Genomic DNA, 16969 nt, shown 5'->3' with positions numbered 1-16969 from the left:
GGGACCCAAAGTTATTTTATAGAAGTTTTTGACAAAATTTAGGTTTGTCAACGGTCTGAAACGGCACCACGAAGTGCCGTTTTTTATCGAAGATTATTCAGTAATTAATTGCTCATTTGCCCAAAGTTCAGCAAAGTTTTCACGTCGTTTGATTAAATGTGCTTTATCACCATCAACCAAAACTTCGGCAGCTTTTGGATGGGAATTGTAGTTTGATGCCATACTTGCACCATAAGCACCAGCAGAACGTTGTGCTAATAAATCACCTTCGGCAATGGCTAATTGGCGCCCTTTGCCTAAGAAATCGGATGTTTCACAAATCGGTCCAACGACATCATAAGTACGAGTTTCACGTTCGAGGGTGCGATCCACTTCAATAATTTCCATATAAGCTTGATATAGTGCTGGACGAATCATATCGTTCATTCCTGCATCAACGATTGCAAAATTAAAATCTTCGTTAGATTTTAAATATTCAACTTTGGTCACCAAAATGCCTGCATTAGCGCTAATCGCTCGTCCTGGTTCTAAAATAATTTCCAGTTCAGGATAATCAGTAAATTTCGCTAATAAAGCGCTAGCGTATTCGGTTGGATGAGGTGGGGTTTCATCACTGTAACGTACTCCTAAACCACCACCTAAATCTAAATGGTGTAACTCAATGCCATCTTGGCGTAATTGTTCTAATAACACCAATAAACGATCGGCAGAATCAAGGAATGGTTTTAATTCAGTTAGTTGCGAACCGATATGGCAATCCATACCAACAATTTGGATATTGGAGAGTTCTTTTGCTAAGCGATAAACTTCTCTAGCCCGAGTTACGCTAACACCAAATTTATTTTTCTTTAAACCAGTAGAGATATAGGGATGTGTTTTTGCATCAACGTCTGGATTTACTCGTAAAGAAATCGGGGCTTGTTTATTCAGTTGTTGGGCAACTTGGTTAATTCGTAATAGTTCAGCTTCTGATTCGACATTAAAACAGCGAATGCCTACTTCTAATGCACGCGCAATTTCTGTATGCGATTTAGCAACGCCAGAGAAAACAATTTTATTAGCATCACCGCCTGCAGCTAAAACACGCTCTAATTCACCTTGTGAAACAATATCAAAACCTGAACCTAATTTAGCTAATAGGTTTAATAAAGCGATATTAGGGTTAGATTTAACGGCAAAACAGATAAGATGTGGGTGACCTGCGAGAGCTGAGTCGAAAGCGTGCCAATGACGTTCTAAAGTGGCACGAGAATAGATATAAAGTGGAGTACCGAATTGTTGTGCAAGCTGACTGACAGACACTTCCTCTGCCATTAATTGATTATTTTTATAATTAAAATAGTCCATAAACTACTGCCTAAAGTAAAAATTATTTGGTTGTGTTTTCTTGTTGTACTGGTTGATCTTTTGCTGGTTGATATAAAGGTCCTTTGACACCACAAGCTGTTAGACTTAAACAAAAACAGCTTATTATGATAGTCATCATTATTTTTTTCATCACTTTCCTCCTTATTTGATAGGTATTCTTTTTACCATTAATTTATGCTTTGTGCTATCTCTAAGAAGGGAAAATCTCTATAATGACCATCTATTTTTTGAGGAGCAGGTTATGAATAACGCAGAATATCATCAAGCTGTGGAACAGACTTGGCAGCAAGTTGAAGAACAGTTGGAAGAACAGGATTGCGATGTTGATTGCGACACTCAAGGATCGGTGTTTACGATCACTTTTGCGGATCGCAGCCAGATCGTCATTAATAAACAAGAACCGCTGCAAGAATTATGGTTAGCCAGTAAATTAGGCGGTTATCATTTCAAATATCAGCAAGGGCAATGGCTAAATGCAGAAGGGAAAAATTTTTGGCAGTATTTGACTGATGCTTGTATTGCTCATGGTGAAGAGGTTGAATTTACTTAATAAATAAAGGGAATAACGATGCGTTTCACTTATCATCTTTTAGCATTTTCAACATTATTAGCGTTACCAACGGCGATGGCGAGTGTGTTGCCATACGAAAGCCGTACTGCACTGTTATTACAAGCAGCGCCGGATAATTTTGTTGGCTTAAAACCTTACGAACAAAACTATTTAATGGAAACCTATTCCAATCGTAATTTTAATTACCCTGAAAATATGAAACATGATGAAGTGAAGTTTCAAATCAGTGTTGCATTACCGCTTTGGAAAGGAATTTTAGGCAAAAATTCAGTACTCGCTGGTGCTTATACTCAGCGTTCATGGTTTCAATTAAGTAATCGTGATCAATCTTCACCATTCAGAGAAAGTAATTATCAGCCACAACTCTTTTTAGCCTGGGCGACTAATTATGATCTCTTTTGGGGTTGGAAATTAGCAGATGTAGAAACTGGGGTAGTGCATCTTTCTAATGGTCGTAACGATCAACAAGGAAAATCACGCAGTTGGAATCGTTTATATTTGCGTGCCGCCTTTACTAAAGATGATTGGCTCGTGGAATTGAAACCTTATTGGCGTATTCCTGAAAAAGCTTCAAGTGATGATAACCCAGATATTGTTGATTATTATGGTTATGGCGATGTTAGTGTCGGATATCGTTTCGGCGATCATATTGTGAAAACGACAGCACGTTACAATACCGCGACTAATAAAGGCGGAATGGAAGTTTCTTGGAGTTACCCAATCGCTAAGTATGTACGCCTTTATACCCAGTATTATCATGGATATGGTGAATCATTAATTGACTATAATCGTTCGATTGACCGCATTGGGATAGGTATTAGTTTAAACAATGTGTTCTAATCCTGATAATAAGGCGAATGGTGAACAAAACGATTCGCCTTATTTAACTCAAGCCAAAGCAGTGTTGCAGAATGTCTTTGGTTATCAACAATTCCGTCAAGGACAATCACAGATCATTGAAGCGACGCTCAATGGGCAGAGTAGTTTTGTCCTAATGGCAACGGGCGGCGGCAAATCTTTGTGTTATCAAATTCCAGCATTATGTTTTTCAGGATTGACGGTGGTGATCTCGCCTTTAATTGCCTTAATGCAAGATCAAGTCGATCAGTTGTTAGCTAATGGTGTCGCGGCTGCCTATTTAAATTCTAGTCAGACTCTAGAACAACAAAAGGAAACTGAGCAACAAGCGCTTTCAGGCAAATTAAAATTGTTGTATATCTCGCCTGAAAGAGTAATGACCAGTGCATTTTTCTATTTTATTCAGCAGTGTCAGGTCAGTTTAATTGTTATTGATGAAGCACATTGTATTTCGCAATGGGGACATGATTTTCGCCCTGAGTATGCACGCTTAAGTAATTTAACAAGAGTCTTTCCGAATGTACCGATTATGGCGCTGACGGCAACGGCAGATCAAATTACCCGCAAAGATATTTTAGCGCTATTAAATTTACAAAATCCGTTTGTCTATATTGGTAGTTTTGATCGTCCCAATATTCGCTATACGGTGGTGGAAAAATTTAAACCACAAGATCAATTAGTGAAATTTGTAAAAGCACAAAAAGGTCGTAGCGGTATTGTTTATGCTAATAGCCGTAGTAAAGTGGAACGACTGGCTGAATTATTGCAACGCAATGGCATTGCAGCAAAAGCTTATCATGCAGGATTTAGTAATGAACTAAGAGAACAAGTACAACGCGATTTTCAACGTGATAATGTACAAGTTGTTGTCGCTACTATTGCTTTTGGAATGGGAATTAATAAACCGAATATCCGTTTTGTATTGCATTATGATTTACCGCGTAGCATCGAATCTTATTATCAAGAAACAGGACGAGCAGGGCGCGATGATTTACCTGCAGAAGCCGTTTTATTTTATGATCAGCAAGATTATTTATGGCTGAATAAATTATTACAAGAAAAGCCTGATTCTGCACAAAAGATGATTGAACAACATAAATTGCAGGCAATGGGAGAATTTGCCGAAGCGCAAACTTGCCGTCGTTTAGTGTTGTTGAATTATTTTTCTGAACACCGTATCGAACCTTGCCATAACTGCGATATTTGTTTAAATCCACCACAAAAATATGATGGTTTGATTGATGCACAAAAAATTGTTTCTACCGTTTATCGCACTGGGCAGCGTTTTAGTAGTTACTATGTGATGGCGGTATTACGCGGCGTCAGCAATCAAAAAATTCAAGAATTACAACACGATAAATTATCAGTATTTGGTATCGGCAAGGATCAGCCACAAGAATATTGGCACAGCGTTATTCGCCAATTAATTCATCTTGGTTTTTTAACGCAAAATATTACTAATTATTCAGCATTGCAGTTAACTGAAGCCGCACGAGCAATTGTGCGTGGTGAAATTGCCTTACCATTAGCTTTACCACGTCAAAATTTATCAATGATTAATCAACATCATCAACACAGCGGCACCAATCGTGCATTGTTTGAGCAACTACGCAAATTGCGCAAACAATTGGCGGATCGCGATAATATCCCACCTTATGCCGTTTTCAATGACGCTACCCTAGAAGAAATGACTCGCAAAACTCCAACCACTTTATCAGAAATGTTGGCAATTAATGGTGTTGGCTATAAAAAATTGGAACGCTATGCCCAACCGTTTTTACAGGTGATTGAAGGGTATCAAAGACATCTTTAGTTTAGCTGTTGAAATGCACATTATTTTTACATTTGTTTTTATCCTATTTTAGTCCTCATCTTACTTTACACTCCATTTGTCATTAATTTTGTCTTTTTATTACAAGTTTGTGTGATTTGAATCACAAATTTTATAAAAAAATAGAGTGTTTGATAAATATTGTGAGTCCTATCACAAATTATAAAATTTTTTTTTATTAATATGTCTTAACAAAAGTTAATAGCGTGAACATTTGTTCAATTAAGGTTGGATTAAACAACATTAGCACATATAAGAGGGAAATTATGCAAAAACCAACAATTGCTTTAGTTCTAGGGGATCCTGCAGGTATTGGTCCTGAGTTAGTTGCAAAATTATTAGCTCAAGAAGAACAAAGGAAGAAAGCCAATGTTTTGATTATTGCGGATAAAGATGAACTACATAAAGGGATGAATATTGCACAGCAACAATTCTCTTATGATGAAATCACAGAAGCAGATTTACCTTCATATTCTTATAAAACTGGGGTACCGGCTTTAATTTCATATAAATGTTCGAATCAACAACCATTTGAATATGGTAAAGCCACTAAACAAAGTGGCATGTATATTTTAGAAACATTGAAAAAAGCGGTTGAATATGCTCAAGCAGGATACGCTCAATCAATCTGTTTTGCGCCATTAAATAAACAAGCAATGCATTTAGGTGGCTTGAAATATCGTGATGAGTTGCATTGGTTCGCAGAACAAACAGATTTTCATGGCTTTGTATGTGAATTAAATGTTGTTGATGATATCTGGGCAAGCCGAGTGACATCTCATATTCCATTCAAAGATATTGTTTCTAATTTATCTGTACAAAGTGTTGTTGATTGTATCTGTTTATTAAATCAATCACTCATTCGTGCAGGTGTTACTCATCCAAAAATTGCTGTACAAGCTTTAAATCCTCATGGTGGAGAAGGTGGGGTGTTCGGTGATGAAGAAATTACCATTATTAAACCAGCTATCGAACAAGCTCGTCAGGAATATGGAATCGAATTATGTGGTCCTTTCCCAAGTGATACCACTATGCATGAAGTCAAACGTTTAAATATCAATGGTGTGGTATCTATGTATCACGATCAATTTTCTACTGCACTTAAGCTACTCGGCTTTGAACGTGGCGTAACAGTTCAAGGTGGTATTCCTATTCCGATTGCTACTGCTAATCATGGTACAGCATATGACTTACATGGCAAGAATGTTGCTGTCCCAACTGCATTTGAAGCAGCTTTCAATATTGCAGTACGTATGGGTAAAGGTGTACTTGAATCAGAATAAGACAATTTGGAGACATATTATGGCGAGAAAACCAAAAAAATTACTCAATAATCCTAATGCAGTTCCATCAGAACAGTTAGAAGGATTGCTTTACGCTTGCCGCGGTAAGTTATTGAAAGTGGATGGTTATAGTGGAGTATATAGAAATGATATCCGTAATGATCAGGTTGTAGTTGTTACTGGCGGTGGTAGCGGACATGAGCCTATGTTTGCAGGTTATGTGGGCAAGGGTTTAGCAGATGCAGCTGCCTTAGGTGAAATTTTTGCATCTCCATCACCTGACATCATTATTGAAACCACAAAAGCAGCGGAAAAAGGCAAAGGTGTATTGTTCGTCTATGGTAATTATGCTGGCGATAATATGAACTTTGATATTGCGGCAGAACTATTAGAAGAAGATGGTATTCAAGTCAAAACTGTACGCGTAACAGATGATATCTCTGCAGCACCAATTTCTAAAATGAGTGATAGACGTGGTGTTGCGGGAGATATGTATGTGTTAAAGATTGCAGGAGCCGCAGTTGAATCTGGTTACGATCTTGAACAAGTTTATGAAGCTACTAAAAAAGCTAACTTTAATACTAGAACAATAGGAGTAGCTTTAGGTGCTTGTTCTATTCCTCAAACAGGAAAATTCAACTTTGAATTAGCAGATGATGAATTAGAACTTGGCATGGGAATCCATGGTGAGCCTGGTGTTAGAAGACAAAAAATGACCACTGCTGATGAAATTAATGGTGAGATGGTTGATCGTTTATGTGATGACATTGAATTACAAAGCGGAGATAAAGTTTGTGTAACCATCAATAATCTAGGCGGTTCAACTTATACCGAACTATTAATTGCTTATCGAAAAGTTTATCAAGAATTAACCGCACGAAATATTCAAATTCATGATGTGTTAATTGGTCCTTATTGTACATCTCAAGAAATGGCTGGTTATTCAATCACCATCTTCCGTTTGGATGATGAATTACAAAAATTGTATGACATGCCTTGTGACAGTTTTGCTTGGAGAAAATGAAATGAATTTAACAGAAACAATAGAAATGCTTTTATATACAGCTGAAAAAATGGTTAGCAGTGAACCAATGTTGACGGAGTTAGATTTAAAAATTGGTGATGGCGATCATGGATTAGGTATGCAACGTGGCTTTGCAGCTGTGCGTGATTTTCTCACGAGCGATGCTTTTTCACCTAAAGACGTTGGTGAGTTATTTTTAACGGCTGGTACTAAGATGATGTCGAGTATGGGCGGAGCTTCCGGTGCAATATTCGGTACTTTATTTAGAGCTGGTGGAAAGGCGATCGCTGGTCAACAAACCTTTGATAGCGCTGTACTTTCACAATTCTTAGTTGCTGGATCTGCTGCTGTTTTTGCTAGAGGTGGAGCAAAACCTGGTGACAAAACAATGATTGATGCCTTAGTAGCAGCAGAAAAACAGTCAGAAAAGGTGACCAACGAGGACTTAAGAAGTGCGTTATTAAGTGTAGCAAAAGCCGCTGAACAGGGTGCTGAAAATACCCGTAATCAAGTTGCTGTTTTTGGTCGTGCCAAGAGTTTAGGTGAGCGTTCATTGGGTCACGTTGATCCGGGCGCAGTATCTATGTCTTTGATTCTTAAATATATGTCGGATTTTGTTAATAGATAACATGATGTATTAGTTTGAATTTTTTTTAAATCTTAATTTTAAATATACCTTGTGTATAAGGAGAAATGCCATGATAGAACAGAAAGCATCAAATGTTCGTTGGATTGTTTTTGGAATAATCTTTTTATTAGTAGTAGTGAATTTGATAGATAGAATTTCATTATCTATTGCAATTCCAACAATTGCCAAAGAGTTTGATTTATCTCCGACAATGCAAGGTGTTATTTTAAGTAGTTTCTTTTGGGCTTATGCCTTATTACAAATTCCTGGAGGTTGGTTAGTTGATAAATATGGCCCACGTAAGATGATTACAGGATCTACTTTATTGTGGGGGATATTTCAAACTCTAGCGGCATTTTCTACAGGTGGGATTTCACTATTATTCTCGCGTTTTATGCTAGGAGCAGGTGAAGCCCCATTATTTCCAGCAGGGGGTAAGTTGAATGCAACATGGTTATCATCCAAAGAGCGTGGCCGTGGTGCAGTTATTATGGACTGTGGAGGCCCTTTAGGAGCTGCTTTAGGTGGGATTATTATTGCATATATGATTGCAATTTTAGGTTCTTGGAGACTTGTATTTGGCATCATTGGTGTGCTTACTGTTTTGCTTGGAATTGTGACTTGGAAGTATTTGCGAGATAACCCACAAGAACATAAAAGTGTCAATGAAAAAGAATTACATATCATCCTTGAAGAGAAAAATAATGAGCAAGAGGAAGCTAATTCAGTTAATGAATCTACTGCTACTGGTTTGGGAATAGCTATACGTTCTCTTGTTGCTATTTTATTTGGTAGAGCTGCATGGGCAATGATGTTTTTTGGATTGCTAACATGGGGGCCTAGCTATTTAGCACAAGCTAGAGGATTTGATATCAAAGGTGTAGGAAATGCAACATTCATTATTTTTCTTTGTGGATCTATTGGTTCGCTTTGTGGTGGATTTTTTTCAGATTCACTTATTAAACGAGGTATCCCACAACGTTTAGCAGTGAAGGGAGTATTAATGGTTTCCGGCCTCAGTACTTTAATTGCCTTCTCTTGCTTACCTAGTATGAATGATCCCGTAATTGCAATTATCACATTATCTATTGCCGCATTTTTCTTAATGTGGGGAAGTCTTTATTGGAGTTTCCCAGCATTATTGGCACCAAAAAATAAAGTAGGACTTATAGGCGGCATTATGAATATGGCTGGAAGTATTGGCGGTATTACAGTTCCTATTTTAGTGGGCTATATCTTACAAATGTCTAATGATTATAACAATGTTTTAGTTTTCTTTGCTGGATGTTCAGTGGTCTATATTTTAGGTACGTTAGCTATTCAATTAAGTAAAAACAATAAATAAAAGGAGACAAAAATTATGGAAATTCAACTATATAACGGTCCAATGATTGATGCTCATCAACATTTTTGGCAACCGCAAATTAATCCACATCCTTGGTTAGCTCCAGGTGTATTAATTCCATTTAGATATGGTGATTATACTGCGATTAAAAGAGAGTATTTACCACCAGATTATTTGAGAGATGCAACTTCTAAGCATAATGTTGTTGCAACAGTATATATTGATGCGGAATGGGATCCGAAAGATCCAATAGGAGAAACACAATATATTCATACTGTTGCAGATAAATTCAATATGCCAAATGCAGTGGTTGCACAAGCATGGTTACATCATGATGACATATCAGAAGTGTTGAAAAAACAATCTGCTTTCCCTTTAGTAAGAAGTGTTCGCCATAAACCAGCTGGGGCATTATCTCCGGAGGAGGCCAAGAATGGAGTTCGTACTTTAATGAGTGATGATAAATGGCGTCAAGGGTATGTGCTATTGTCAAAATTCAATTTAAATTTTGATTTACAAACACCATGGTGGAACTTACATGAGGCTAAGCAATTAGCACAAGACTTTCCAGAAACATTAATTATTTTAAATCATACAGGATTGCCATCAGATCGTTCACAAGAAGGTTTGAATGCTTGGCATAAATCAATGGAACAATTATCAGATGTACCAAATGTTGTTGTGAAAATTTCAGGAATTGGACTACCGAATAAAAAATGGAGTATTGATGATAATAAATGGATTATTCAAGAAACAGTAGAAATTTTTGGTGTAGAACGTTGTATGTTTGCAAGTAATTTTCCTGTGGATAGTTTATGTGGAAGTCTTGACACAATATTCACAGGATTTAAAGAGGCTGTAAAACATTATAGTTATGAGGATCAGAAGAAATTATTTTTCTCGAATGCTAAGAAATTTTATCGAATTTTGATCTAAATATATAAAGTGGTGAGGTGAATATGAATAATCATTTTAAATTAGCTGTTAATACCTCTATTTATGATGGGTATGATTTAGAAACAGTATTTTCTTCTATTAAAAAATGTGGATTTGATTATTTTGAATTAGCTTATAACCAAGGTTATGTTGGTAATTTAAATCAAGATCTATTTAGTGAAGAAAATGCTAAATATGTTAATAGCCTTAAACATAAATATAATTTAGATACCTTCGCGTTGGGTTGTACGATGGATCTATCAACAGATAATTTATTTGATATTTTTTCTCCTCGCCTAAAATTTGCCAATTTAATTGGTGCTAAGTATATCAATGTATGCACGACAAAATTAGAAAATAAATCTAAGTTAATCGATAACTTAAAATCATTAAAACCTTTACTAGAAAAAAATAACTGTGTTCTCTGCATAGAAAATGCTGGAGACTATAATTTTAATGCTTTTGTAGATTTGAATGATGCTCTTGAAATATTAAATCAATTAGATCGTAAATTTTACGCTATAAATTTCGACCCAGGTAATATGGTGACTTATGACAAAACATTAAATGTAATAGAACAATCTTTAATGTCGATAAAATATTGTCAACATTTTCATATTAAAGATGTAATTGTAGAGGATAATAAATTTAAATTTTTACCAATAGGTGATGGGATTATTGATTACCATAAGATAGTGAAAGAATTAAAGAATAATAATATTGGTTGTAGTTTGGAAATTCCATTGAGAATATATAGAGAATTAGATTCAACACCGAAGAGACTTTCTAATAAAGTGGATATTGATTTAATTGAGTCAACATTAATTAAATCAAGGGAATATATTAGTAATATTATTTTTGAAAAATAAGGATAAATAATGGATTACAAAGAAGTTGATTTATTAACAGAAATTGCAATTGCTTATTATGAACATGAATTAACTCAAGAAGAAATTGCTAATAAATTTAATATTTCCAGGATTAAAGTTGGGAGATTATTGAAAAAAGCAAGAGAAGAAGGTGTTGTTGAAATTAATGTGAAATATCACCCAATTTTTACCTCTCAATTAGAAAAAAGATTGATTGATGAATTTGGTATTCAAAGAGCACTGATTGCAATTGATGCGCAGAATGAAGCCGAGCAAAGACGGCAGGTGGCAGCTTTAGTGAGTTCATATTTATCACATACTTTAAAAGATGGTATGACCATTGCTGTAGGACAAGGCCGTAATGTGGCATCGGTGGGAGAACATGTAGGCATTTTCCCTGCAAAATCTTGCAAGTTTATTTGTGGCATTGGTGGTGTTCAGCGGAATGGTGAACCTGTAGATGCTGATCATACATGTAGAAATTTAGCAAGAAATTTTAGTGGCATAAATGAGACTTTATATGCACCAGCATACCTTGAGAATAAAGAGTTTAGAGACGTATTTATGAAAAATGGCGTCATTAAAGAGACTCTAGATAGAGCTAGAAAAGCTGATATCGCGTTAGTTGGTATTGGTGACATGAATGAAAACAGTTACATGGTGCAATTGGGTTGGTTTACCCCACAAGAAGTAACAGAAGCAAAAATGAATTTAGGTGTGATTGGTGATATTGCTGGTTATGGCTTTTTCAATTTACAAGGTGAGCCGGTAGAAACAGTGATGAGTAATAGAGTTATTGGATTAAGTCTCGAAGATTTAAGAGCAATACCTTGTGTTATTGGTATTGCATCTGAAAGCAGTAAGGCAATGGCTATATTAGGTGCATTGAGGACGGGCATTATCAATATCATTGCAACGACTGCAAGCAACGTAAATACCATTCTAAATTTAACGAAAATGTAATTATTTTAGGAGAATTTCATATGAAAATTGCGATTGGCTGTGATGAAGCAGCATATAACTTAAAAGTTGAATTAATGAAATACCTAGATACGTTGGGTATTGAATATGATGATTTTGGTGCTAAAGAAGGGGATGTTGTTTTATATCCTGATGTTGCAGAAGCAGTAGCTTCGGCAGTTGCTGAAGGAAAATATGAACGTGCCATTCTAACCTGTGGTACTGGTATTGGTATGTGTATTACAGCCAATAAAATCCCAGGTGTTAGAGCAGCAGTATGTCACGATGTTTTCTCAGCAGAAAGAGCTAGAAAGAGTAACAACGCACAAATTATTTGTTTTGGTGAACGAGTAATTGGTGTTGAGTTAGCTAAATCAATATTAAAAACGTGGTTGGACTGTGACTTTGCTGGAGGTGGTTCTACACCTAAAGTTGCTAAGATCAATGAAATTGATCAGAAATATCATAGATGCTGATATTTCACTGAAAATACTTAAATATTCATTTAATAACACACAGGTGAGGGTGTACTTATGAAAAAACTTAATTTTATTTCAGCAACAGTATTGTCAGTAATTTGTTCTTCAAGTGTTTTTGCAGCAGGAACATACGAATTGGCGTTAAGTCACTATGGTTCGCCAACGGATACCGTAACTAAAGCAACAGAATTCATGGCGAAAAGAGTTAATGAATTATCTAAAGGACGAATTACTATCAAGTTACATCCAAATAGTGAGTTAGGTGCTTCAGGTACTCAGATTGACGGTACCAGAATGGGAACAATCGATATTGTTGTAGTAGGAAACCCTTATTACACCACTTTTAATGAACAACTCAATTTATTAGATTTACCATTTCTCTTTAGAGATGAAGAACACGTAGAAAAAGTTATAAATAGTGAAGTCGGTGAGAAACTTTTAGCATCTCTCGAACAATATGGATTAAAAGGTTTAGCATTTTATGAAATTGGCTTTAGAGATATTACCAATAATAAAAGACAAGTTAAATCTGTAAAAGATCTATCACACCTCAAATTAAGAACAACTCCAAATCCAGCTCATATTGCAGCATTTAAAGAATGGGGAGCAAATCCAACACCAATGCCATTTAATGAAGTTTATTTTTCATTAAAAACTGGGGTAATTGATGGTCAAGAAAACCCAATTCACCATATTTACAATAATAATCTGCAAGAAGTACAAAAATATTTATCTCTAACTCACCATGCTTATACTGCAGCGCCAATGGCGATGAATCTAGATCGTTTTAATTCATTAGATAAAGAGGATCAAGAAATATTGTTAAAAGCAGCAAAAGAAGGTGCTGATTTAGAAAAACAATTAAATGTTGAAGAGAATAAAGTTTATCTTGAAAAGTTAAAACAACAAGGTATGCAAGTTGAAGAATCTCCTGATGTTGCTTCTTTCCAAGCTGGAGCTAAGAAAGCATGGGATGACTATGCTAAGAAATTTGGTGATAAAGAAATTAAGAAAATTTCTGAAACTAAATAATATGTAATTTTGATCTTTACCTATATAAGGAGGAAGAGACATTATGATTGAGAAATATGAGAATTTTATTAATAAGACATTTTTATCTTTAGGGTGTCTCTTTTTTCTTATTCTGGTTGTAATGACTTTCGTTCAGGTAATTACTAGATATGTTATTAATATTTCTTTCCCTTGGGCAGAAGAATTTTTAAGGTTCTGTTATACCTATATGATTTTGTTTGGAATATTAACAACAACACAAATACAAGTTCCTTTATTAAGAATAATCATATTTGAAAGATTTAAATATGGATGGTTATTGTCATCGGCATTATATATTGTCATGTTGATTTCATTAGCTTTATTAATTAAAGGTGGGATTAAATTATATGGTATGAATCTGAATAGTTATTATTCTGCATTCAAAATTTCAATTTCTTGGGTTTATGTACCATTTATTTTATGTTTATCTCTTGAAATTGTCAGAATTGTTATTGCTTTTATATCATTAGCAAGAACTAAAGTAGTGGGGGAATTATAATGTCATTTATTGTTTTATTGGGCGTTATGTTTATTTTAACCGTCCTCGGATTACCATTATTTTATAGTATTATTTTCTCCTCGATTGTTACATTATTCTTATATTTACCTTATGTGCCAGTGACCATTGTTGCTCAACAAGTAATGCAAGGAATTGATACCAATGCTTTACAAGCATTAGCTTTCTTTTTCTTAGCTGGTGAGTTGATGAGCGTTGGTGGAATTACAACACGTATTATTCGTTTTGTGACATCATTTATTGGACGTTGGAAAGGTTCACTAGCGTATATTAATATTTTTTCTAGTTTATTTTTTGGATCTATTAGTGGATCAGCGGTTGCTTCAACGGCTGCAATTGGTAGTTCGTTGATTCCTGAGATGAAGAAGAATAATTATCCAGCACCTTTTGCTGCTGCTTTAACACAATCAGCATCAATTATTGGACCAATTATTCCCCCAAGTGTACCGATGATAGTATTTGCTGCATTGGCTGGTGCAGGTGTTTCTGTTGGAAAAATGTTTTTATCCGGCGTCATACCAGGGTTGTTAATTGCACTTACACTGATATTGGTTACTTTTGTGATTTCTAAAGCTAAAGGATTTGGTAATCAAGCAACCTCTTTTAGTTGGAAGGAAGTTAAAGAGAGTTCAAAAGATGCTGTCTGGGCTCTATTTTGTCCAATTATCATTTTATATGGAATTATTTCTGGTATTTTCACCGCGACAGAAGCAGGTGCGGTATCTGTAGTATATGCTTATTTGGTCGGAACATTTATTTATAAAGAATTAAGTGTAGAAAGACTTAAAAAAGCGTTGATTTCATCTTTAAAGGGTACAATAACTGTAATGTTAATTGTTGGTGCGTCATCAATCTTTGCTTGGGTTATTGCAAGATTACAAATTAGTCATCAAGTCGCAAGTTATGTATCAGAAATTTGTTCATCTCCTTTGTCTGCATTAATTTTAATCAATGTAATTGTTCTCTTTATTGGAATGATTATGGACCCTACTGCAGCATTAACAATATTGGTTCCAGTATTTATGCCAATTATTAACCAATTTGGCATTTCACCTATTCACTTTGGTTTAGTCATTATTTTAAATTTGATGATAGGTTTAATAACACCTCCAGTTGGTTATTTAATATATTTATCTGCAAATATCGCTGAATGTGAACCAATAAAAGTATTAAAAAGCAGTGTTCCATATTTATTATCGTTATTAGGATTATTGGTAGTTTTAATATTGGTACCAGAATTCAGTACTTATTTACCAAGTGTATTCTTTGAATAAACAGGAGATTCATTATGGAAAAAGATTGGATTGATTTATCTATGCCTATCTCAAATAAACATGTGCGTTGGAAAACAGTTATTGAGAAAAAAGGTAATTTTGATAATGGAGATTTATTTGAAGCCACACAAATACAAGTATCTTGTCATGCTTTTACTCATATGGACGCATTAAGTCATATTAATAAAGGTGGGTATAATATATTGGATATTAATCCGAGTACTTATATTGGTGAATTTTATATTTTAGATATTGCAGAATATATTACAGAAAACTTTGCTATTACTGCAGAAGTATTAAAAAGTGTTTGGCCAAAGAATAATCCAGATAAAGTTATTTTTAAAACACATTGGGATACTTTTTATAGTTATAACTCAAAAGAGTTTTGGACTAAATCACCATATTTAACTGATGATGCTGTAATATTTATGAAAAATAAGAATATTACTATTGTAGCATTCGATTTTCCTCAGGATTATCCAATTAGACTTTGGGTAGAAAATAAGATTGATAAACCATTAGAAAAACATACAACGCATTATCATTTATTATCTAAAGGAGTAACTCTAGTAGAGTATATTTGTAATACAAAAAGTATTACTAGTAATAAGGTATATGCTGTAATGGTGCCAATAGCTATTGAAAATGCTGATGGTTCTCCTTGTAGGGTATTAATAAAAAATATTAAGGAATAAATAAATGAAAAGTAAAATTTATTTTGGTACTAATCTTAAAATGTATAAAGGGAATAAAGATGTTATTCATTATTTGTCAAAATTAGGGGATTTATATCAAAAGGATGTTAAGTCTAATAATACAGAATTATTCGTAATACCATCATATACAACATTAAGTGATGCAACTCGATTAGTAAAAGATGAATTAAATAATTCAATTGTGATTGGTGCACAGAATATGTGTCATGCTGATTCTGGACAGTTTACCGGAGAAATATCGCCGTTAATGCTGAAGGAATTAGATGTTAAATTAGTCATGATAGGACATTCTGAACGACGTCATATTTTTAGAGAAACAGACGAAGAGGAAAATAAAAAAGTTCTTTCAGCATTAAAACATAAATTTATTACTTTGTTGTGTATTGGTGAAACATTGGAACAAAAAGAATTTGGTATTTCTGATGAAATTTTGCGATCACAGCTTAAGATCGGCTTAAATGGTGTTACTAAAGAACAAATATCTCTTGTTAGAGTGGCTTATGAACCTGTTTGGGCTATTGGAGAACATGGTATTCCAGCTTCTGCAGAATATGCAGAAGAAAAACATGCTGTTATTAAGCAATGTCTATATGAGATGTTTGGTAAAGAAGGATTAGATATTCCTGTTCTATATGGTGGAAGTGTTAATCCGGATAATGCAAATAAACTGATTAATAAAGAACATATTGATGGATTATTTGTTGGTAGAAGTGCTTGGAATGCAGAAAATTTTATTGATTTAATAAAAGATGCATTAAAGTCATTAGCTAATAATAAAGATGATAATAATGAATTTGGTGAAATTGCTACTAAATTGATTGAGTATTTAGGTGGTAAAAAGAATATTGTTGCTTTAACACATTGTGCAACAAGAATCAGAGTTGTATTAAATAATCCAGAAAATATAGATAAAAATAAAATAGAAAAATTAGAATTAGTAAAAGGTCTATTCTCTATTACTAATCAATATCAAATTATTTTTGGGAAGGATCTTGTAGATATTGTATATCAAAAAATGCAAGAACAACTTTGATAAAGAATTTTATAATTAATATTTAGGAGAAATAGAAATGGTAAATCAATTAGATGTCTTAAAAAAATTAACTGTGGTTGTAGCAGATACTGGTGATATCGAAGCAATCAAAAAATACCAACCACAAGATGCGACAACAAATCCATCACTTGTATTAAGCGCTTCCCAATTACCACAATATGCTTCATTAATCGACGAAGCGGTGGCTTATGCGAAAAGTAAAA

19 protein-coding genes are annotated in these 16969 nt (G+C 34.5%); 17 read left to right on the top strand and 2 right to left on the bottom strand.

Features of this window, described 5'->3' with window-relative positions; translation table 11 throughout:
* Positions 1-93: 93 nt before the first annotated feature.
* On the bottom strand, positions 94-1347 hold the full coding sequence (gene lysA / locus QS62_RS11435; protein WP_066110294.1) for a diaminopimelate decarboxylase: 1254 nt from the start codon (positions 1345-1347) through the stop codon (positions 94-96).
* 22 nt (positions 1348-1369) lie between these two features.
* The gene (gene lptM, locus QS62_RS11930; protein ID WP_231923713.1) at positions 1370-1486 is read right to left on the bottom strand and encodes an LPS translocon maturation chaperone LptM; all 117 of its coding nucleotides are present in this window, start codon (positions 1484-1486) and stop codon (positions 1370-1372) included.
* Between the two features lie 123 nt (positions 1487-1609).
* Between lptM and cyaY the strand changes: the two genes are divergently transcribed.
* The 17 genes from cyaY to QS62_RS11350 form a co-directional block, all read left to right on the top strand.
* Positions 1610-1918, top strand: a complete 309-nt coding sequence (gene cyaY, locus QS62_RS11430) for an iron donor protein CyaY (protein WP_066110290.1) — start codon at positions 1610-1612, stop codon at positions 1916-1918.
* A 75-nt stretch (positions 1919-1993) separates the two neighbouring features.
* Positions 1994-2779, top strand: coding sequence for a phospholipase A (locus tag QS62_RS11425; protein WP_231923714.1), 786 nt, complete (start codon positions 1994-1996; stop codon positions 2777-2779).
* Positions 2769-4610 (top strand): DNA helicase RecQ, encoded by a 1842-nt coding sequence (recQ, locus tag QS62_RS11420; RefSeq protein WP_066110286.1) that lies wholly within the window; start codon positions 2769-2771, stop codon positions 4608-4610. The genes QS62_RS11425 and recQ overlap by 11 nt, the downstream gene beginning before the upstream one ends.
* Positions 4611-4894: 284 nt before the next feature.
* A complete protein-coding gene (locus QS62_RS11415; protein WP_066110285.1) occupies positions 4895-5911 on the top strand; it encodes a 4-hydroxythreonine-4-phosphate dehydrogenase PdxA in 1017 nt (338 codons plus the stop codon).
* A 19-nt stretch (positions 5912-5930) separates the two neighbouring features.
* Positions 5931-6935: a dihydroxyacetone kinase subunit DhaK gene (locus QS62_RS11410; RefSeq protein WP_066110283.1), complete on the top strand. Its 1005-nt coding sequence runs from the start codon at positions 5931-5933 to the stop codon at positions 6933-6935.
* 1 nt (position 6936) lies between these two features.
* A complete protein-coding gene (gene dhaL, locus QS62_RS11405) occupies positions 6937-7563 on the top strand; it encodes a dihydroxyacetone kinase subunit DhaL (protein ID WP_066110280.1) in 627 nt (208 codons plus the stop codon).
* 70 nt (positions 7564-7633) lie between these two features.
* Positions 7634-8908: an MFS transporter gene (locus QS62_RS11400; RefSeq protein WP_066110278.1), complete on the top strand. Its 1275-nt coding sequence runs from the start codon at positions 7634-7636 to the stop codon at positions 8906-8908.
* Positions 8909-8923: 15 nt separating this feature from the next.
* On the top strand, positions 8924-9844 hold the full coding sequence (locus tag QS62_RS11395; protein WP_066110277.1) for an amidohydrolase family protein: 921 nt from the start codon (positions 8924-8926) through the stop codon (positions 9842-9844).
* Positions 9845-9867: 23 nt separating this feature from the next.
* Positions 9868-10713, top strand: coding sequence for a sugar phosphate isomerase/epimerase family protein (locus QS62_RS11390; protein WP_066110275.1), 846 nt, complete (start codon positions 9868-9870; stop codon positions 10711-10713).
* Between the two features lie 9 nt (positions 10714-10722).
* Entirely contained in the window at positions 10723-11676 is a 954-nt protein-coding gene (locus QS62_RS11385) for a sugar-binding transcriptional regulator (protein WP_066110274.1), read from the top strand.
* A gap of 20 nt (positions 11677-11696) precedes the next feature.
* Positions 11697-12149, top strand: coding sequence for a ribose 5-phosphate isomerase B (gene rpiB / locus QS62_RS11380; RefSeq protein WP_066110272.1), 453 nt, complete (start codon positions 11697-11699; stop codon positions 12147-12149).
* Between the two features lie 57 nt (positions 12150-12206).
* Positions 12207-13184 carry a TRAP transporter substrate-binding protein gene (locus QS62_RS11375; protein WP_066110270.1) on the top strand — a complete coding sequence of 326 codons (978 nt, stop codon included), beginning with the start codon at positions 12207-12209 and terminating at the stop codon, positions 13182-13184.
* A 43-nt stretch (positions 13185-13227) separates the two neighbouring features.
* Positions 13228-13704, top strand: coding sequence for a TRAP transporter small permease (locus QS62_RS11370; protein WP_066110268.1), 477 nt, complete (start codon positions 13228-13230; stop codon positions 13702-13704).
* Positions 13704-14996: a TRAP transporter large permease gene (locus tag QS62_RS11365; protein ID WP_066110266.1), complete on the top strand. Its 1293-nt coding sequence runs from the start codon at positions 13704-13706 to the stop codon at positions 14994-14996. The genes QS62_RS11370 and QS62_RS11365 overlap by 1 nt, the downstream gene beginning before the upstream one ends.
* A 14-nt stretch (positions 14997-15010) precedes the next feature.
* A complete protein-coding gene (locus QS62_RS11360; RefSeq protein ID WP_066110264.1) occupies positions 15011-15691 on the top strand; it encodes a cyclase family protein in 681 nt (226 codons plus the stop codon).
* Positions 15692-15695: 4 nt separating this feature from the next.
* Positions 15696-16745: a triose-phosphate isomerase gene (locus QS62_RS11355; protein ID WP_066110262.1), complete on the top strand. Its 1050-nt coding sequence runs from the start codon at positions 15696-15698 to the stop codon at positions 16743-16745.
* Between the two features lie 37 nt (positions 16746-16782).
* Positions 16783-16969 (top strand): transaldolase family protein (locus QS62_RS11350; protein ID WP_330998010.1); only part of this gene is annotated, 187 nt, incomplete at its 3' end.

It is taken from the genome of Gallibacterium salpingitidis, assembly GCF_001678495.1.
Taxonomy (GTDB): domain Bacteria; phylum Pseudomonadota; class Gammaproteobacteria; order Enterobacterales; family Pasteurellaceae; genus Gallibacterium; species Gallibacterium salpingitidis.
This window is presented reverse-complemented; position numbering and strand designations above follow the sequence as displayed.